Below are 18,659 nucleotides of genomic sequence, written 5' to 3'. Positions count from 1 at the left end.
GGACTTAACTCAGCATATAAGATGAATGCTTAAAAGATAGCTTCATCTAATTGCGTTAGCATTTCACTCGCCTGCTCAATTTGCTTACGCAGACTGCGACCTTGTACCGCCCAGTAAGCCATATAGAAATCAGCAGTTTTCAATTTAGCTTGGTAAAACGCGGTTTCTTCGGTGCCCTGCTCCAACGCCGCTAAGGCCACTGCGGCACTTCTGGCCCACATCCATGCCAGTGCAGTCACGCCGAATAACTCCAGATAAGCCATAGAGGCTGCGCCGATAATGTCAGGATTGGTCGCAGCTTGTGCAGCTAAATAACCGCTAGCCTTTTGCAAATCACCCGCACAATCCATTAAACCACTCACGTAAGGTTGCATCGCCGCATTCGTGCTATGCGACTTAATAAACTCAGTCACTAACGCCGACCATTGCTGCATCGCCGCGCCGCGGTCACTAAGCAGCTTACGCCCCACTAAATCCAACGCCTGAATGCCGTTAGTGCCTTCATAAATCAGTGCAATACGGCTATCACGCACAAATTGCTCCATGCCCCACTCATGGATATAACCATGTCCACCAAACACTTGCTGCGCATCTACACAGGCATTAAAGCCGCGATTAGTGATAAAACCTTTCACCACTGGCGTAAACAGGGCCGCTAACTGGGAGGCAACGTTGGCCTTGGCGGGATCGGTATGGCGCTCGGCTTCATCGAGCCACAAAGCTTGTTGTCCAACTAAGGCCCTTGCGCCTTCATTAAAGGCTTTTTGCGACAGCAACATTCGGCGCACATCGCCGTGAACCAAAATCGGATCGGCGGCTTTTTCTGGGGCTTTGGCACCGCTTAGGGCGCGGCTCTGTAATCTGTCTTTGGCATAGGCTAACGCATTTTGATAGGCAATCTCAGACACACCCAGCCCTTGTACGCCCACGCCTAAACGCGCTTGGTTCATCATAGTAAACATGGCGCGCAGTCCTTGGTGCGGCTCGCCAACAAGCTCGCCCAATGCACCTTCAAACACCATCACACAGGTGGAGTTACCGTGAATGCCCATCTTATGTTCAAGGCCGCTGGCATATAAAGTGTTCGGCGCGCCTAAGCTACCGTCGCTATTCACTAGCACTTTCGGCACGGCGAATAGAGATATTCCCTTCACGCCCTCTGGTGCATCCGGCAAGCGGGCTAATACGAGATGCACTATGTTGTCGGTGAGTTGGTGATCGCCTGAGGAGATAAAAATCTTCTCACCAGTAATAGCAAAAACGCCTTCAGAGACTGGCAAGGCTTTGGTGCGTAATAAGGCTAAGTCAGTACCAGCGTGAGACTCGGTCAAATTCATTGTCCCAGTCCATTCTCCGCTAACTAATTTACTCAAATATTTTTGCTTAAGTGCATCACTGCCGTGGGCATGAATGGCAGCATAAGCGCCATGGGTTAAACCTGGGTACATAGCAAAGGCCATGTTGGTTGCCGTTTGTATCTCAGTCGCGAAAATCCCCACCACTTCGGGTAGACCTTGGCCGCCATATTCAGGATCGCAGGTGAGCGTTGGCCAGCCATTATCAACAAACTGCCGATAGGCGTTATCAAAACCCTCAGGTGTAACCACCTTGCCATCGACCAACTTACAGCCTTGCAGATCGCCGACACTATTGAGCGGCAGCATGACTTCAATACTAAAGTCAGCCATACCTTGGAGAATAGCATCGACAAGATCTGGATCGATTTCATCGAACCCTTTGAGCGCATCTTGCTGATAAATATGTAACATTTCATTGAGGATAAATTGATAGTCGCGCAGCGGCGCTTGATAAACTGGCATAATCGCTTCCCTTTTCTTGTTAGACTGCAACTCAACTAAGTGATCTGACCACTTTGGTGCTCTGACCACTTTAGCTAAATTTGCCGAAAAAGAAAGCACCCCAACGGCCAGCAAAGACTTTTGTTTACACAAACGAACAGCGAAACCGTAAATTGATCGCAACAAAGCCTTATGTTATCGCGGAAAACTTTGTAAGCTAACTGCCTGTATTTCTGATATGCCAGCAGAGTTAAGGATATTGCTACTATGGGTTCTGTCACTACTAAAAAGCACGCCAACGGGCTCGATTATGTCGAGGTCAACACGGCCTTATGTCAGGCAAGAATTTTTTTGCAGGGCGCGCAAATAGACTATTTTCAACCCGTAGGCAAACCACCTTTACTGTGGGTTTCATCGGCGGACGATTATCAACCCGGTAATGGGATCCGTGGCGGTGTGCCTGTATGCTGGCCTTGGTTTGGCATGAGTAGTGAAGCAAACTTCCCCCAACACGGTTTCGCCCGCACCCGCATTTGGGCGCTGGAATCGGTTGAAATGCGTAATCAGTTAGTGGATTTACGTTTTAACTTAAAGATCAGTGAGCAAGATAAAATTTATTGGCCGCATAACACTGAGGTCAGTGTGTTATTCACCCTAGGCGATACCCTAAGCATTAGCCTTGTAAATACCAACCTAGGCGATGAAACCGTGACGCTTACCCAAGCGCTGCACACTTATTTCCCGATTGAGGATATCCACCAACTCAAGGCTAGCGGTTTCAGTGGCTCAAAATACATCGAATTTGCCGAGGGACCTTATCCGCAAACCACGGATGAAGTGCGCTTTGATCGCGAGACGGATCGTGTCTATACCGAACTCGGCCCTGTGCAATTATTGCATACGCCGCAGGGGATCATTGAAGTCAGCCGCGAGAACAGCCAATCCGCCGTATTATGGAATCCATGGATTGAAAAGTCACAACGTCTTGGCCGGTTTAATCCAGAAGATTATCAGACCATGGTCTGCCTAGAAGCGGCCAATGTTTTAGAAGATAAAGTCGTGCTTGCCCCAAGTGAAACCCACAGTTTAGTGACGCATATTCGCTGGAAAGATTAACGATTTAATATCCTCGTTCTTAAAATCTAGAGCTTAAAATCGAGAGCTTAATTTCTAGTTCTAAATCCTAGCCACAAACGATACACACCAAAATGCCCAGTCCGATTTGCCAACGCAATCGGGACTGGGCATTTTTATCAGTACAAAATCTAAGTTTTATAAGCTTATTTCGCCGATTTCTCTAGGCGCGCTAACAGGCTAGACGTATCCCAACGGTTACCGCCCATGCCCTGCACTTCTGAATAGAATTGATCCACCAAAGCGGTCAATGGCAAGTGTGAACCATTGCGGCGGGCTTCTTCTAAGGCGATGCCTAAATCTTTACGCATCCAATCGACGGCAAAACCAAAATCATAGCTTTGGCCCCACATGGTTTTGTAGCGATTTTCCATTTGCCAGCTTTGCGCCGCGCCTTTACTGATCACTTCAATCACTTTCTCGCCATCAAGACCCGCCTTGCGTGCAAACTGTAATGCTTCCGCCAAACCTTGTACCACACCCGCGATACAAATTTGGTTCACCATCTTAGTTAACTGACCAGCACCAACTTCACCTAAACGCTCGGCGCAGCGGGCAAAAGCTTCAATCACAGGCTTAACACGGGAAAACACAGCTTCATCGCCGCCAACCATCACAGTCAACACGCCATTTTCGGCGCCCGCTTGACCGCCAGACACGGGCGCATCGAGGAAATCAACGCCCTTTTCTGCTAACACTTGATGAAGCTCACGGGCAACATCGGCCGAAGCCGTAGTATGGTCAACTAACACTGCGCCCTTTTCCATGCCATGAATAACGCCATCACTCCCTAATACCACTTCACGCAGGTCGTTATCATTGCCCACACAAGTAAACACAATATCTTGACCCTCTGCCGCTTCCTTTGGTGTTGGGCAGCAACGTCCGCCATAGGTGTCGACCCAAGTTTGTGCTTTAGCAAAAGTGCGATTATAAACAGTGACCTCATGGCCTTTGTTCAGTAAATGTCTCGCCATGGGATATCCCATTACGCCCAAACCAATAAATGCGACTTTCGCCATGAAGTGCTCCTCAAATAAGTAAACAAGGTGAATCAATTAAAAATAGCTGAATCGAGTTTTATTTCCTCTGTCCAATATGTTACTGCTAAAACCTCAACAACAAATACTAAAAAAATGCCACTGAGTGTTTCAATCTATAGGGTCAATTACGGATGCTTATTTAGGGGAATGGGCAGTAAAAATAATGGCGGCAGTGTAGCATTCATCCCGCATACCGTCAGGTTGAAATCGGCCCCACAGACAAACGCACTTTTCGAGAGAGACAACAAAGGCGCAATAAGCGCCTTTGTTGATGTAATTTATGGGGCTATTTCACCACATGGGCTTCCATTTCGGCGCCAATCTTTTTACGCATTTCCATCAAGCGCAGTGCAGAATCGCGCAAATGAATATCATGTTCCGTCTGGGGTACCCACTCAGGCACTGGCGTTGGCTGGCCGTTTTCATCCACCGCCACCATGATCACAATACAGTGGGTGGTGAGATGACGCTCAGAGACTTTAGGATCGCCTGCCCGCACATCGATACCGATATGCATAGAAGTCTTACCCGTATAAATCACTTTTGCACTGACTTCAACGATATTGCCCACCAAAATGGGTTGCACAAAACGAATACCACCCGCATAAGCAGTAATACAATATTTACCACTCCAACCCGCTGCACAGGCATAGGCCGCGAGATCGATCCACTTCATCACAGCACCGCCGTGAACTTTACCACCAAAATTTACATCCGCAGGCTCTGACAAAAATCTCAGGGTGCTTTGTCTATCGATACCAGCCATATAACCTCAACTTATTCAGCCACTGTGGCTCAATGTCTTCGTGCAATAAGCTGAGTTTACGATAGAAATCCCCAATAGCGTAAAGATAATTACGATTGGCCTCGCCAAAAAATTCGATTTAACCAAAGTGACTAATAAGCACGCAGCAAAGCAGTAAACTCGGTAGGGCTAAGCGGTAAAGCCATAGCTGTAGCTCGCTGCTGACAAAGCGAGTGCCCTTTGCAAAAGTGTACACACCTAAGCCAAGCATGAAGAATCCCAGCACTTCAAGACCCGAGGACATATTACTGCCGCCACCGACATTAATCGCTGTCACCAATAAGGCAAACCAGACGACCACGTAAGCGGCGATTGCTAAGGTAAAAGTCTTGATCCCTATGTCCATGTTAGGATGCCACACTTTAAATTCACCGCGGATCAACTCGGTCAGATTAGCCGTTAATGCGCCGATGAGGGGGACAAGCGGGATCACCGCAGGGTTTAACATGACACACTCCATCAAGATTAAATATATCTGTCATTATCTGTGGCCAATAGAATTAAACAAGCTTGATGAACAAAGGTTAACACAATGGATATCATCGAGTTACAAAGTGACTTCGCTCACAATGAAAGCGTGAAATAGCGGCATTCAAATCACAATACCGATGGATTTTACCCATAAAAAATGCGCCCTCAGGCGCATTTTTTCACTGTTTTTTACACCATAAATGCGTGTTTTACACTTTCTTGAACAGTAATGAACCGTTAGTCCCACCAAAACCGAAGGAGTTACACAGGGCGTAATCAATCTTCACGTCACGGGCAGTATGAGCGACAAAGTCTAAATCACAACCTTCATCCGGATTATCCAAGTTAATGGTTGGCGGTACAGCTTGGTCGCGCAGTGCTAATAAAGTGAAAATCGCTTCAACCGCACCTGCGGCACCTAATAGGTGACCCGTCATCGATTTAGTCGAACTAACCAGTACTTTATAGGCGTGATCGCCAAATACAGACTTAACCGCTGCCGCTTCCGCTTTATCACCTGCTGGCGTCGACGTACCGTGGGCATTGATATAACCAATTTGCTCCAGTGATAACTTAGCGTCATTAATGGCATTGACCATAGCCGCCGCAGCGCCTGCTCCGTCACTTGGAGGCGATGTCATATGGAACGCATCACCGCTCATACCAAAACCGACTAATTCGCCGTAAATGGTCGCACCGCGTGCTTTTGCGTGTTCGTACTCTTCCATCACCATCACGCCCGCACCGTCACCGATCACAAAACCATCACGGTCTTTATCCCATGGACGGCTCGCCGCAGTCGGATCGTCATTGCGTGTCGATAATGCTTTCGCAGCACCAAAACCTGCCACGCCTAAAGGAGAAGTGACATCCTCAGCACCGCCAGCCACCATCACGTCGGCATCGCCATAGGCAATGGTACGCGCTGCAAAACCGATATTGTGCACGCCTGTAGTACAAGCGGTCGTCACGGCAAAATTTGGTCCTTTCATGCCAAACATGATCGACAAGTGGCCCGAAATCATATTGATGATAGTGCTAGGTACAAAGAAAGGAGAAACCTTACGCGGACCACCATTCATCAAGGCGCTATGCCCTTGTTCAATCAACCACATGCCGCCCATACCGGCACCAATAGCCGTACCGACACGACCAGGGTTTTCTTTGCTCATATCCAGACCTGAGTCTTGGATAGCTTGGATGCCAGCAGCCATACCGTATTGAATAAAGAGGTCCATCTTACGGGCGTCTTTTTTCGTTACGTATTGCTCAACATCGAAATCTTTTACTGAACCACTGAAACGGGTGGTAAATTCACTGGCATCAAATTTGGTTATCGGTGCAATACCACTCTTACCCGAAAGCAAAGCCTTCCAAGTAGTATCGACAGTATTGCCCACTGGAGTTACTAACCCCAAACCGGTTACCACTACACGACGTTTAGACACGGCAGTCACCTTTAAATGCTAATTTGTTAATTCAGATAGAGGACGCAGGGTTTTCTATCATTAGACAATTTCTTAAATAACGTTTATTTAGAACAATTCGCCAATCTGCGGCGAGCATCTCGTGGATAACACTTAAAACACGATCCAGAGACGATTGAATGGCACGGAGGCAGAATTTGACGGGGGTAAAACAAAAACAGGCGGCAAAAATGCCGCCTGTCTTCAAGAATTCAGAATTACTGATTCTTAGAAACGTAGTCGATCGCTGCTTGAACAGTAGTGATCTTTTCAGCTTCTTCATCAGGGATCTCGGTATCAAACTCTTCTTCCAGAGCCATAACCAACTCAACAGTGTCCAGAGAATCTGCACCCAGATCGTCAACGAAAGATGCCGCTGGCTTAACGTCTTCTTCTTTAACGCCCAGTTGCTCTACAATGATTTTCTTTACACGTTCTTCGATGTTGCTCATTAGTTTTCTTTCCTATTCAAATTACGCACTTGCGTAAGATTGCGAGTAGTTTATTAGATTTGGCTGACAATGCAAGCTTAGTTTTCGTGGTCTAACCACGAAATTTCACTATCAATTGATACAGATCACTACTCAGTTGCGACAGAAATCCCTGCCATTCGCCCTTAAACCATGTACATGCCGCCATTCACATGCAAAGTTTCGCCTGTGATGTAAGCGGCTGAGTCCGAGGCCAAAAAGAGCACTGCATTGGCAATTTCTTGCGCTTGCCCTAATCGTTCCATCGGAACCTGTGACATGATAGCTTTTTGCTGCTCTTCGGTCAGCTCATCTGTCATATCGGTCTGGATAAATCCAGGAGCGATAGCATTAACTGTAATTTGACGAGATGCAACCTCTCTTGCAAGAGATTTTGTAAATCCAATCAAACCCGCCTTTGCTGCCGAGTAGTTAACTTGACCTGCATTGCCCATGGTGCCTACCACTGAACCGATATTGATGATTCGGCCAAAGCGCTTTTTCATCATGGTACGCATCACAGGTTTTGATAGTCTAAATAACGATGTCAGGTTAGTGTCGATAATATCCTGCCATTCATCATCTTTCATCCGCATCAGCAGATTATCACGGGTTATACCCGCGTTGTTGACTAGAATATCAACATCACCGGCTTTTTCTTTGATCGAGGCGAATAAATGTGTAACAGATTCACTATCTGTGACATTAAGCACTAAACCAAAACCTTTGTCACCCAGATATTCTTGGATCGCCGCAGCGCCCTTCTCACTGGTTGCGGTTCCAATAACCACTGCACCGGCTTCGACCAGTGTTTCAGCGATCGCACGGCCAATACCGCGGCTCGCACCAGTCACCAAAGCCACTTTGCCTGTTAAATTCAGGTTGAAACTCATATAAACTCCTTACTCAGTTAATGCTGCTAATGAAGCAACATCATTAACCGCTTGGGCTGATAGTGATTTATTAATTCGTTTTGCTAATCCTGTCAATACTTTACCAGGACCACATTCCACCAGTTGGGTAATGCCTTTTTGGGCCATTAATTCAACAGTTTCGCTCCAGCGGACAGGACAATATAACTGACGTACTAATGCATCTTTAATGTCATCAGCAGAGGTGGGTGATGCCACATCAACGTTGTTAATCACAGTAATCGTTGGGGCATTAAACTGCACATCATTTAATGCCACGGCCAGTTTATCCGCCGCAGGTTTCATTAATGCGCAGTGTGATGGCACGCTTACAGGTAACGCTACCGCCATTTTAGCGCCTGCAGCTTTACAAGCCGCTGCTGCACGCTCAACCGCGTCTTTTTGACCCGCGATAACGACTTGACCAGGGCTGTTGAAGTTAACTGGGCTCACCACGTCGCCTTGAGCCGCTTCAGCGCAAGCATTCGCGATACCCTCGTTATCTAAACCGATAATGGCATACATGGCGCCTGTGCCAGCAGGAACTGCTTGCTGCATAAGTTGACCGCGTAACTCCACCAACTTAATCGCGTCTTTAAAATCCATGACTCCGGCGCACACTAAAGCAGAATACTCGCCTAAGCTGTGACCTGCCAACATGGCTGGCATAGGTTTGCCTGAAGCCACATAGGCACGCCAAATCGCCACGCTCGCCGCTAATAGGGCTGGTTGGGTTTTATCGGTTTCATTTAAGTTTTCAACGGGACCTTGCTGAACCAATGCCCACAAATCATAACCTAAGACGTCACTCGCCTCGGCAAAGGTTTGCCCGACAACGGCGTGTGATTCGGCAAGCTCGGCTAACATGCCTAGGGCTTGTGAACCTTGGCCTGGAAATACAAAAGCAACATTTTCCATATTCAAATTACCTATGGCTAACTTAATTTATTGAAAAATCATGTGGAAAACACATGTAGAACTTAGAAGCGAATGAGGGCACTGCCCCACGCAAAACCGGCACCGAAGGCCTCAAGCAGCAGGAGTTGTCCACGCTGAATGCGGCCATCACGCACGGCTTCATCTAATGCGATAGGCACAGATGCAGCTGAGGTATTACCGTGTTTAGCTAAGGTCAATACGACTTTATCGAGACTCATATCAAGCTTTTTGGCGGTAGCATTGATAATACGGAAGTTAGCTTGATGTGGCACCAACCAATCAATTTCTGACTTATCAATATTGTTGATGCGCAGCGTCTCAGTCACAACATGGGACAATTGAGTCACCGCCACTTTAAAGACATCGTTACCCTTCATGGTCATAAAACCGACCGCTTCAGAGGTTTCGCCTTGGCGTGGTGGGAAAGCGCATTTCAATAAGTCGCCTTGGCGACCATCGGCATAAATGTGGGTAGAAATGATCCCTGGCGTTTCAGATGCACCAATCACAACGGCGCCCGCACCATCACCAAATAAAATAATCGTTGAACGATCTTCTGGCTCACATAGGCGAGACAGCACATCGGCACCAATCACTAAGACTTTTTTAGCCGCGCCCGTTTTAACAAATTGGTCGGCAACAGATAAAGCATAAACAAAGCCTGAACAAGCCGCTGCGATGTCAAATGCTGGAATGGTATGCACGCCAAGCATGGCTTGGATTTCACAGGCCGCAGCCGGAAAAGCATTTGGTGCACTGGTGGTGCCGCAAACGATCATGTCTAAGTCTGATGCTTCTATGCCAGCCATTTCCAGCGCTTTGAGTGCCGCTTGGTAGCCCATAGTTGAAACGGTTTCATCGAAGGCCGCAATGCGACGTTCTGATATACCTGTACGTTCAACAATCCATTGGTCAGTGGTTTCCACCATTTTTTCCAAATCTTGATTGCTACGCACCTGCACTGGCAGATAACTACCAGTTCCGAGAATTTTTGTATGCATAAGGAGGGATCAGTTATTTATATCTAAAAGAATCGACTCCAAACGATCTTTTATCATTTCAGGGAGTCGACGTTGAGCTTCCGTTACTGCCAAACTAATTGCTTGTAAATAGGCAGTTTCATCCGCGTTTCCATGGCTTTTTACAACTATTCCGCGCAATCCTATCAGACTTGCACCGTTATAGTGGTCGGGGTTCATCTGACTAAGGACCGCCTGAATACGTGGGGCGATAAGTTTAGCCAGAAAACGAACGAATAAACCTTGGGTTAGTCCCCGTTTTAACTGATGTACCAATAACTTGGCAATACCTTCTGAGGTCTTGAGCGTGATGTTACCCACAAAGCCATCACAAACAATCACATCCACATTACCGGAGTAGATTTCATCCCCTTCGATAAAACCTGTGTAATTGATTTGATCTGTGTGTTGCAGCAACTGCGCCGCTTGCTGAACTTGATCGTTACCTTTAATTTCTTCAATGCCCACATTGAGCAAGGCGACTTTTGGCCGAGATTTCTTATCAACCGCTTCGCACAGGACAGAGCCCATCACGGCAAATTGAAATAAGGTTTCCGAGTCACAGGAAATATTCGCGCCCAAATCCAATAAATAGACAGGTTTTTGAGTCACCGCAGGTAAACAACTCACTAACGCAGGACGGTCAACGCCAGGTAAGGTCTTTAGCAACACTTTCGCCATTGCCATCAGCGCACCCGTGTTACCGGCACTGACACAAGCTTGCGCGCGGTCGTCACGCACTAACTCAATCGCCAATCGCATGGAACTGTTTTTACGTGTACGCAAAGCATGCACAGGTCGATCGGACATACTAACGACTTCATCGGTATGAATGATTTCTATGCGTGAAAGTAAATTCGCTTCCGCTTGACGTAGATAGACATCAATTTCAGTCTTGTCACCGACTAAAATGATTTTTAGAAAAGAATGTAATTGTAGTGCCCGCAAGGCTGCAGGCACTGTGACGTGGGGGCCATGATCACCACCCATTGCATCTAACGCAAGCGTCAGATTCGTCATTAGGAAACCAACAAATTACTTGTTGATTACCTTTTTACCGCGATAGAAGCCATCTGCAGTCACATTGTGACGCATATGGATTTCACCGCTGGTAGCGTCTACAGACAGCTGAGCAGTGCTCAGTGCGTCATGTGAACGGCGCATTCCGCGCTTTGAACGTGATTTTTTGTTCTGTTGTACAGCCATTGGCCTGTCTCCTAGATTACTTGCTCTTCAGTTTTTCTAACACTGCAAACGGATTTGGACGCTCCTCATGAGCGGGTTCGATCTCGCCTACAACCATGTCTTTAGATCCAGCACTGCAATCAATTTCTTGATGCATTGGGATTATCGGCATAGCGACTATCAATTCATCTTCGATCAATTGATGTAGACGCACTTCGCCAATTTCATTGCACTCAATTGGGTCATACGCATCCGGGAGCTCATCGATTTCTGCCTTAGTCCGGCATGGACCGAAGCAAAACTCGACCGTAACCTCAGTGGTAAATAGCGTCATGCAACGTTGACATATCAGAGTGAGCTCCGTCACAGCCTTCCCTTTCAGGTAGACTATCCCCTGTAAATCTACGCCACATTCAAGCGACACTGCCGCATCGGAACAGTCGCCGGCACATAACTCATTTAATCTTTTCAATTGCACACCAGGAACAACGCCCTGATAAACTAGGCGACTCGAGGCGGCGCGAAATGGATCAATTGAAACCGGTATCTTTACTGTTTGCATAAGGCGCGCATATTATAGTTTGAAAACGCTAGAGTCAAAGAAAAAATTCTAACTTAAGTCCCAGTTTGCGACTTAAGCCTTTCTCCAGCCCCAACATTGAAATTGACGGAAGCGAAATAGTACCCAAGCCCGAGGTCGCATACAAGCATAAGCCGACTAAAATAGTCGCATTCACTGAAAAGAAACCGTAAAAGACGAAACTCTTGCACTCTCTAGCGCAGATTGGTCACAATATGAGTCACTCTTTTGCGGATATCCCATTATGCCAACCCCATTAATCTTAGCTTCGACCTCTGTATACCGACAATCTTTACTGCAAAAACTCGGCCTTCCCTTCGAATGCTGTAATCCTGATATTGACGAAACGGCGCATATCGATGAATCGGCCCATGCCTTAGTGTTGCGATTAGCCAAAGCAAAAGCCGTCGCAGGAGCAGAACAATTCCCCGATGGGCTGATTATTGGCTCCGATCAAGTTGCCGTCATTGATGGCAAGATTATCGGTAAGCCCCATGATTTTGACAATGCCGTCGCGCAGCTCACCCAAGCCTCTGGCAAGGCCATCACCTTTTATACTGGTCTTGCACTCTATAATGCCGAAACGGGCGCCATGGCCGCCGAGGTTGAACCCTTTACGGTTCATTTCAGGCATCTTAGCCATGCACAGATTGTCGCCTACATAGAAAAAGAAGAGCCCTACTACTGCGCGGGCAGTTTTAAGAGTGAAGGCTTAGGCATAGCGTTATTTACCGAGCTTGAAGGTCGCGATCCGAATACCTTAGTTGGCTTACCACTGATATTACTGACAGAAATGCTGTTGGCCCAAGGTGTAGACGTTCTCGCTTAACCGGCTTACACGTTAGCTTATTCGTTTACTGAGGTTTTGCTCAGCGTGCTCTGTCTATTAAATCGATTAAGCGCACCCCAAAATGCCGAGCAGCAGATTCGTTTCATTGACGGAAAGATGGGACGTAAATAAAGGTAACCAGCAAGTACTCATGCGTAGCGGCATGTATTGCCGCTTCAGCATTAAATAGCAGTGTTAGAGGTATTGCAGCAATTGCGCAGGAGAGTCAATCAAAGCGATAGGTCTTGCTTGCAGTAACTTTTCGGCACTGTGGGCGCCATAGGTCACGCCAATACTATCAATTCCAGCATTGGCCGCCATGGTCAAATCCAGCAGAGAATCACCCACCATTAGGGCTCGGTTCGGGGCAATATTCAATTCTTTCAGCAAGCTTGAAATCATTTCAGGATGGGGTTTGCTGTGCACTTCATCGGCGCAGCGTGATGCAACAAAGTATCGACCTAAGCCCGTTTGCGCAAAAACGCGGTCAAGTCCCGCACGGGCCTTACCGGTTGCAACGGCTAATTGATAACCTTGAGCATGTAACTCATCGATTAAAATAGGTGCTTGTGCAAAGAGTGGCGTTGGCGTGGTGTCCAAATGCAAATATTGCGCTTTAAACTCGGCGCGCATCTGCTGATATGGATCATCTTCGCCTTGGCTAAATGCATTTTTAGGATGCTGCTGATGCTGAGAATAGGCAGAAGAAGCGCTGAGATTGAGCCCATGCGGAAACAGGACTCGCAGCGCTTCAGTCATAGAAAGACCGATGATATCGCGAATATCGCTTTCGGTTGGGATAGGTAACTGTAATGCCTTAGCCATATTTTCAATACAGGTGATAATTTTACCGATGGAGTCCATCAGAGTGCCATCCCAATCGAAAATCACTAAATCGTATTGCTTTGTCTTCATCCTTGAAACCTATCCCCGTCGATTACACACGCTTTAACTTATCTAATAATTGCGACAAGTTTTCATCTAAGGGCGCAGAGACCCGCATCACTTCATCATTTTCAGGATGAATGAACATCAACTCAGCCGCATGTAAAAAGAGTCGAGTTAAGCCTAATGACCGCATGCTGTCGTCAAACGCTTGCTCGCTGTATTTATCATCACAGGCGATAGGATGACCCGCAAATTGGCAATGCACCCGAATTTGGTGAGTACGTCCAGTGACAGGGCTTGCCTTCACGAGAGTACAACCTTGGTAACGCTGCATAATTTTAAAGCGCGTTTCAGAAGGCTTACCCTCCGCATTAACACGCACTATGCGCTCACCGGATTTAAGGGTGATTTTTAATAAAGGCTGTTTAACGGCTTTATCTTGAGCAGACCATTCACCTTTCACTAAGGCCAAATAGTCTTTCTGCATCTTTTTATATCTGAGCTGATCATGCAGATGTTTAAGCGCGCTACGCTTTTTCGCCACCAACAACACACCCGAAGTATCTTTATCGAGACGATGTACTAGCTCTAAAAACTTTTGTTGAGGACGCAGTGAACGCAGGGCTTCAATCACGCCGTAATCGACACCACTACCACCATGCACAGCAATGCCAGCAGGTTTATTCAGCACGATCAAATGATTGTCTTCGTGCAAAATACGGTCTTCGAGTTGCGAGACTTTACTTAAGTTAGGCGATGGTGCAGTACGGTTATCTGGCTCTGCCACTCGGACAGGCGGAATACGCACTATGTCGCCAATCTGCAACTTGTACTCGGGTTTGATGCGTTTCTTATTCACTCGAACCTCGCCCTTGCGGACAATGCGATAGATCATGCTTTTCGGCACGCCCTTCAGCTTGGTCATTAAGTAGTTATCGATACGCTGTTCGAAGTGATCTTCATCAATCGTGATCAACTGAACCTGTTGTGGGGTGGATTCTATATTCATGATGCGCCATCTAATTATAACGGCCGCCATTGTACAACAACTGAGAAGAATTGTGCCTTTCCATTGCTGAATTTTTTGATTATTGCTATATTTCACCAGCGATTAGGGATAAGCCGTGAATAAAGTGTTCACAACGCCCCGATCCCAAGCGGAAAATTTAATGGATAAAAAAACATTTTCTTGATAGCAAGTCATTGATTTGCGAATCGTATAATAAGTAAAAATACCATAAATGCGTTTTTTACGATTAAATCGAGAAAGTCGCCTTACTTTAATAAGGTTTACCCTAGATTTTCCTCCCCGATTTCGAAGGATATTTTAACTTGTCGTCAGACAAACCGATTCGACTTGGGCATTACCGGAAAGAAACTAAAGAATTTATGGGGTTGGTTGATGTTTTACAACGAATTCCTTGTTTTTGTAATCATTAAAAAATAAGCCATAAATAGGATGCGACACGCAGCGACTGCGTCTAACAGCAATGCGCACCTCTTGCCTAGCCACCAGCCGTGAGGCTCAGTTGACCTACTGCTAGGCCCGTAATGCAGCGAAGCGCGATGTTTGATGACCTCTATTTAAAGAAGAATGACGTCATCATGAAACGTATGTTAATCAATGCAACTCAATCAGAAGAGTTGCGTGTTGCCCTTGTTGATGGGCAACAACTGTATGATCTAGATATTGAAAGTCCAGGTCATGAGCAAAAAAAATCAAACATTTACAAAGGTAAAATTACCCGCGTAGAACCGTCTTTAGAAGCCGCTTTCGTCGACTACGGTGCCGATCGTCACGGCTTTTTGCCACTGAAAGAAATCGCCAGAGAATATTTCCCGAAAGGATATTCGTTCCAAGGTCGCCCAAATATCAAAGAAGTGGTCAGTGAAGGACAAGAAGTTATTGTCCAGATTGATAAAGAAGAACGCGGCAATAAAGGCGCAGCCTTAACGACCTTCATCAGCCTAGCAGGCTCTTACTTAGTATTAATGCCAAACAACCCACGTGCAGGCGGAATTTCTCGTCGTATCGAAGGTGATGAGCGCACTGAGCTAAAAGAAGCGATGGCCGATTTGGAAGTGCCAGCGGGCATGGGTCTTATCGTACGTACTGCCGGTGTTGGCAAAGAGTCTGCCGAGTTAAAGTGGGACTTAAAAGTTCTGCAGCACCACTGGGCAGCAATCACCGAAGCTTCACAGGTTAAAGGCGCTCCTTTCTTAATTCATCAAGAAAGCAACGTGATCGTGCGCGCTATTCGTGACTACTTACGTCGTGATGTGGGCGAGATCCTCATCGACCATCCACGTATTTTCGAAGAAGCTAAGCAACATATCGCCTTAGTTCGCCCAGATTTCGTTGAGCGCGTAAAACTTTACGAAGCCGAAGTGCCGTTATTTACTCACTTCCAAATCGAATCACAAATCGAATCAGCCTTCCAACGTGAAGTGCGTCTGCCATCTGGCGGTTCGATTGTTATCGACCCAACTGAAGCCTTAACCTCAATCGATATCAACTCTGCCCGTGCCACTAAAGGCGGTGATATTGAAGAGACAGCACTGAACACTAACCTTGAAGCCGCCGATGAAATTGCCCGTCAATTACGTCTGCGTGACTTAGGTGGCTTAGTGGTTATCGACTTTATCGATATGACGCCTGTGCGCCATCAGCGTGAAGTTGAAAACCGCTTACGTGATGCTGTGCACCATGACCGCGCTCGCGTGCAGTTAGGTCGCATCTCGCGTTTTGGTTTGATGGAAATGTCGCGTCAGCGTCTGCGTCCTTCTTTAGAAGAATCTGCTGCGCACATCTGCCCTCGCTGTCATGGCCAAGGCACGATTCGCAGTACTGAATCTTTAGCACTGTCGATTTTACGTTTGATGGAAGAAGAAGCCATCAAAGAGAACACCTCACAAATCGAAGCGATTGTGCCTGTGGATGTGGCGGCTTTCTTGTTAAACGAGAAACGCAAAGCCATTCGCATTACAGAGCAACGTCACGATGTCGAAGTGTATGTGATACCTGATGCGCACATGATGACGCCAGATTACCGCGTGATCCGTCACCGTAGTGATGATGAAATCAGTGAGTCTAGCTATAAGCGTATCGAGCAGCCTGATGCCAAATTGTATGAGCCACGTAAACTGGAACGTACCGCAGCGCCTATTCCTGCATTAAAAGGTTTTGCCGCGCCACAGAAAGTGGAACAAGCGCCATCACCAACGGTGAAAGTTGAAGCGCCACAACCTGGCTTCTTCAGCAAGCTAGTGAGTGCGGTCAGCGCCATGTTTGCGCCAAGCGAAAAAGCAGAACCCGTAAAAGTTGTTGAAACTAAAACAGCCGATACCAGTGCAGCAAACGCCAACCGCCGTAACCGTCGCAACGATACTCGCCGCCCTCGTAATGCCCAAGATGCTGATAAAGCAAAAGAAGGCACTCGTGAGCCACGCAGCCGTAATCCGAAAAAACCAGCTGATGCCGCGGTAAGTACAAGCACTCAAGAACGCCCTGTTCGCGAGAAGGAAGAAGCAGTTAAGCGTCCAGTAAAAGCGGAACCTAAGCCACGAGTGCAAGCGCCAAAAGACGTGGTTGCCGACGTTGAAGCCGATGCACCTAAGCAAGAAGTCGCCCGTGAACGCCGTCAACGTCGTAATATGCGCCGTAAGGTGCGTATCGATAATGGCCATAACACGCCAGATAATGCGATCCCAATTGCACCAGAAGATGCTGCTGAAGTATTAGCTGAAATTGCAGCCATTAACGCCGCAGCTGCGAGCACTATCAGTGTTGACACTAAAGCTGAAGTAGCCCAAGCACCTGCAGAAACTAAAGCACCAAGAACACGTCGTCAGCCTCGTAAAGAAGCGGTACCTGCTCAAGAAGCGGCAGAAAATGTTGCAGTAGAAGAGAAAGCGGTGAGTTCTGCGGCAGCTGAAAACCCAGTGGTTGATGCAGTTAAGACTGAAGAACAGGCTGAAGTTGTTACAGCTGATGTTGCAGCACCTATGGATGCGGTATCGCAAGATAACGACGCAATTGATGCTGAAAGCGAAACTGCTGATGATCAAGCAAAACGCGAGCAAAGAGATGGTCAACGTCGTAGCCGTCGTAGCCCGCGTCACCTTCGTGCAGCGGGTCAACGCCGTCGTCGCGACGAAGATGACCAAGGTACATCAACGCCAGCGCAATTCATCCCTAACGATGAATTGGGTGCTGACCAAGAGTATCCAAGCGAAGTCGCCACTGTCCGTGTAGAAGCGCCAGTTGTTGCAACTAAAACAGATGCAGTGACTGAAACTCAAGTAACTGCTAAGTCCGTTGAAGTAGAAACAGCACAAGCTAGCGAAGCACCTGTTGTTGAAGCTCCTGCAGTCGTTAAAGCTGAGGCGAAAGTTGAAACGCCAGCAAGTGACGTTGCATCAGTCGAAACTCAGCAAGTTGATACTAAGCCAGTTGAGACTAAAGCCACTGAAGCGGATGCGCCAAAAACGGTTGAAGTGAAAATTGACGTTGCACCAGTCGTTGAAGCTCCAGTAGCCAGCGTTGCAGTAGAAACCGAAGTGGTTAACGCCCCTGTAGTTGAAAGCCCAGCGGTTACACCAGCTGCGCCAAAAGTTGAAGCGGCTAAAGTTGAAGTGGCTAAGACTGAAACTGCTGTAGAGCCAAGCGTTGCACCAAGCGTTGAAGTTAAAGAAGCGATCAAAGCTGCAGCCTCTGCTCCAATGGCAAAACCTGCTGCTATCGCTAAGCCTCAAGCAACAGTGCAAGTGGCCCCAACGACAGTGAATCCGCAAATCACTGACGCCCTAGTAGTCAACAAGCCGAAAGCCGCAAGCCGTTTTGGTTCTATGGTGTCTTCGGATATGACCAAGCCTGTAGTTGAAGTGAGAGAGCAAGTGGCAGTGCCTAAAGGACGCGAGTATGAGAATACTGCAACCGAAGAGCCTACTGCCAAAATTAAACTCACTAACGGTGCTGAGTCGGATATGGCTCGTCCATAACCACTTTAGTTAGTCAGAAAAGCCATGCGATTGCATGGCTTTTTTATTTCTATCGTAAAACTCACACTATATTTAAGGTTTAGCTCAATCCATTTTTTTGTTAGTATTCGCGCCTTATT

17 protein-coding genes are annotated in these 18,659 nt (G+C 47.2%); 3 read left to right on the top strand and 14 right to left on the bottom strand.

Annotated features, from left to right (window positions below):
- Nucleotides 1-29: 29 nt before the first annotated feature.
- A complete protein-coding gene (locus K5Q99_RS04395; RefSeq protein ID WP_106651808.1) occupies nucleotides 30-1,820 on the bottom strand; it encodes an acyl-CoA dehydrogenase C-terminal domain-containing protein in 1,791 nt (596 codons plus the stop codon).
- A gap of 246 nt (nucleotides 1,821-2,066) precedes the next feature.
- Here K5Q99_RS04395 and K5Q99_RS04390 point away from each other — a divergent pair, with 246 nt between their 5' ends.
- A complete protein-coding gene (locus K5Q99_RS04390) occupies nucleotides 2,067-2,915 on the top strand; it encodes a D-hexose-6-phosphate mutarotase (RefSeq protein WP_220776150.1) in 849 nt (282 codons plus the stop codon).
- Nucleotides 2,916-3,079: 164 nt separating this feature from the next.
- Here K5Q99_RS04390 and K5Q99_RS04385 read toward each other — a convergent pair whose 3' ends face one another.
- The 11 genes from K5Q99_RS04385 to yceD form a co-directional block, all read right to left on the bottom strand.
- Entirely contained in the window at nucleotides 3,080-3,955 is an 876-nt protein-coding gene (locus tag K5Q99_RS04385; RefSeq protein WP_220776149.1) for an NAD(P)-dependent oxidoreductase, read from the bottom strand.
- A gap of 307 nt (nucleotides 3,956-4,262) precedes the next feature.
- On the bottom strand, nucleotides 4,263-4,742 hold the full coding sequence (locus K5Q99_RS04380; protein WP_106650221.1) for an acyl-CoA thioesterase: 480 nt from the start codon (nucleotides 4,740-4,742) through the stop codon (nucleotides 4,263-4,265).
- 118 nt (nucleotides 4,743-4,860) lie between these two features.
- Nucleotides 4,861-5,229 (bottom strand): hypothetical protein, encoded by a 369-nt coding sequence (locus tag K5Q99_RS04375; protein WP_106650220.1) that lies wholly within the window; start codon nucleotides 5,227-5,229, stop codon nucleotides 4,861-4,863.
- 232 nt (nucleotides 5,230-5,461) lie between these two features.
- Nucleotides 5,462-6,700, bottom strand: a complete 1,239-nt coding sequence (gene fabF / locus K5Q99_RS04370; RefSeq protein WP_220776148.1) for a beta-ketoacyl-ACP synthase II — start codon at nucleotides 6,698-6,700, stop codon at nucleotides 5,462-5,464.
- Nucleotides 6,701-6,936: 236 nt separating this feature from the next.
- Nucleotides 6,937-7,170: an acyl carrier protein gene (acpP, locus tag K5Q99_RS04365; RefSeq protein ID WP_006081231.1), complete on the bottom strand. Its 234-nt coding sequence runs from the start codon at nucleotides 7,168-7,170 to the stop codon at nucleotides 6,937-6,939.
- A 164-nt stretch (nucleotides 7,171-7,334) separates the two neighbouring features.
- Nucleotides 7,335-8,081, bottom strand: a complete 747-nt coding sequence (gene fabG, locus K5Q99_RS04360; RefSeq protein ID WP_006081230.1) for a 3-oxoacyl-ACP reductase FabG — start codon at nucleotides 8,079-8,081, stop codon at nucleotides 7,335-7,337.
- Between the two features lie 9 nt (nucleotides 8,082-8,090).
- Nucleotides 8,091-9,017, bottom strand: a complete 927-nt coding sequence (gene fabD / locus K5Q99_RS04355; protein ID WP_220776147.1) for an ACP S-malonyltransferase — start codon at nucleotides 9,015-9,017, stop codon at nucleotides 8,091-8,093.
- Between the two features lie 62 nt (nucleotides 9,018-9,079).
- A complete protein-coding gene (locus K5Q99_RS04350; RefSeq protein WP_006081228.1) occupies nucleotides 9,080-10,039 on the bottom strand; it encodes a beta-ketoacyl-ACP synthase III in 960 nt (319 codons plus the stop codon).
- 9 nt (nucleotides 10,040-10,048) lie between these two features.
- Nucleotides 10,049-11,077, bottom strand: a complete 1,029-nt coding sequence (gene plsX, locus K5Q99_RS04345) for a phosphate acyltransferase PlsX (protein ID WP_006081227.1) — start codon at nucleotides 11,075-11,077, stop codon at nucleotides 10,049-10,051.
- Nucleotides 11,078-11,092: 15 nt separating this feature from the next.
- Complete coding sequence (gene rpmF / locus K5Q99_RS04340; protein WP_006081226.1) at nucleotides 11,093-11,263, bottom strand: 50S ribosomal protein L32; 171 nt, start codon at nucleotides 11,261-11,263, stop codon at nucleotides 11,093-11,095.
- 16 nt (nucleotides 11,264-11,279) lie between these two features.
- Nucleotides 11,280-11,804, bottom strand: a complete 525-nt coding sequence (gene yceD, locus K5Q99_RS04335; protein ID WP_220776146.1) for a 23S rRNA accumulation protein YceD — start codon at nucleotides 11,802-11,804, stop codon at nucleotides 11,280-11,282.
- 262 nt (nucleotides 11,805-12,066) lie between these two features.
- Here yceD and K5Q99_RS04330 point away from each other — a divergent pair, with 262 nt between their 5' ends.
- Nucleotides 12,067-12,651 carry a Maf family protein gene (locus K5Q99_RS04330; protein ID WP_011846535.1) on the top strand — a complete coding sequence of 195 codons (585 nt, stop codon included), beginning with the start codon at nucleotides 12,067-12,069 and terminating at the stop codon, nucleotides 12,649-12,651.
- A gap of 195 nt (nucleotides 12,652-12,846) precedes the next feature.
- Here the strand turns inward: K5Q99_RS04330 and K5Q99_RS04325 are convergent, their stop codons facing one another.
- Nucleotides 12,847-13,566, bottom strand: a complete 720-nt coding sequence (locus K5Q99_RS04325; RefSeq protein WP_220776145.1) for an HAD family hydrolase — start codon at nucleotides 13,564-13,566, stop codon at nucleotides 12,847-12,849.
- Between the two features lie 22 nt (nucleotides 13,567-13,588).
- Nucleotides 13,589-14,548, bottom strand: a complete 960-nt coding sequence (gene rluC / locus K5Q99_RS04320) for a 23S rRNA pseudouridine(955/2504/2580) synthase RluC (RefSeq protein WP_006087471.1) — start codon at nucleotides 14,546-14,548, stop codon at nucleotides 13,589-13,591.
- A gap of 542 nt (nucleotides 14,549-15,090) precedes the next feature.
- Here rluC and rne point away from each other — a divergent pair.
- Nucleotides 15,091-18,540 (top strand): ribonuclease E, encoded by a 3,450-nt coding sequence (gene rne, locus K5Q99_RS04315; protein ID WP_220776144.1) that lies wholly within the window; start codon nucleotides 15,091-15,093, stop codon nucleotides 18,538-18,540.
- Nucleotides 18,541-18,659: the final 119 nt, after the last annotated feature.

The organism is Shewanella hafniensis (assembly GCF_019655335.1).
Classification (GTDB): Bacteria; Pseudomonadota; Gammaproteobacteria; order Enterobacterales; family Shewanellaceae; genus Shewanella; species Shewanella hafniensis.
Note: the sequence above shows the minus strand (reverse complement) of the source record. Positions and strands in the feature narration are given on the sequence as shown.

Coding starts and splice junctions, on each gene's coding strand:
- K5Q99_RS04395 (WP_106651808.1), bottom strand. CDS start 1,820: ATGCCAGTTTATCAAGCGCCGCTGCGCGACTATCAATTTATCCTCAAT.
- K5Q99_RS04390 (WP_220776150.1), top strand. CDS start 2,067: ATGGGTTCTGTCACTACTAAAAAGCACGCCAACGGGCTCGATTATGTC.
- K5Q99_RS04385 (WP_220776149.1), bottom strand. CDS start 3,955: ATGGCGAAAGTCGCATTTATTGGTTTGGGCGTAATGGGATATCCCATG.
- K5Q99_RS04380 (WP_106650221.1), bottom strand. CDS start 4,742: ATGGCTGGTATCGATAGACAAAGCACCCTGAGATTTTTGTCAGAGCCT.
- K5Q99_RS04375 (WP_106650220.1), bottom strand. CDS start 5,229: ATGTTAAACCCTGCGGTGATCCCGCTTGTCCCCCTCATCGGCGCATTA.
- acpP (WP_006081231.1), bottom strand. CDS start 7,170: ATGAGCAACATCGAAGAACGTGTAAAGAAAATCATTGTAGAGCAACTG.
- fabG (WP_006081230.1), bottom strand. CDS start 8,081: ATGAGTTTCAACCTGAATTTAACAGGCAAAGTGGCTTTGGTGACTGGT.
- fabD (WP_220776147.1), bottom strand. CDS start 9,017: ATGGAAAATGTTGCTTTTGTATTTCCAGGCCAAGGTTCACAAGCCCTA.
- K5Q99_RS04350 (WP_006081228.1), bottom strand. CDS start 10,039: ATGCATACAAAAATTCTCGGAACTGGTAGTTATCTGCCAGTGCAGGTG.
- plsX (WP_006081227.1), bottom strand. CDS start 11,077: ATGACGAATCTGACGCTTGCGTTAGATGCAATGGGTGGTGATCATGGC.
- rpmF (WP_006081226.1), bottom strand. CDS start 11,263: ATGGCTGTACAACAGAACAAAAAATCACGTTCAAAGCGCGGAATGCGC.
- yceD (WP_220776146.1), bottom strand. CDS start 11,804: ATGCAAACAGTAAAGATACCGGTTTCAATTGATCCATTTCGCGCCGCC.
- K5Q99_RS04330 (WP_011846535.1), top strand. CDS start 12,067: ATGCCAACCCCATTAATCTTAGCTTCGACCTCTGTATACCGACAATCT.
- K5Q99_RS04325 (WP_220776145.1), bottom strand. CDS start 13,566: ATGAAGACAAAGCAATACGATTTAGTGATTTTCGATTGGGATGGCACT.
- rluC (WP_006087471.1), bottom strand. CDS start 14,548: ATGAATATAGAATCCACCCCACAACAGGTTCAGTTGATCACGATTGAT.
- rne (WP_220776144.1), top strand. CDS start 15,091: ATGCAGCGAAGCGCGATGTTTGATGACCTCTATTTAAAGAAGAATGAC.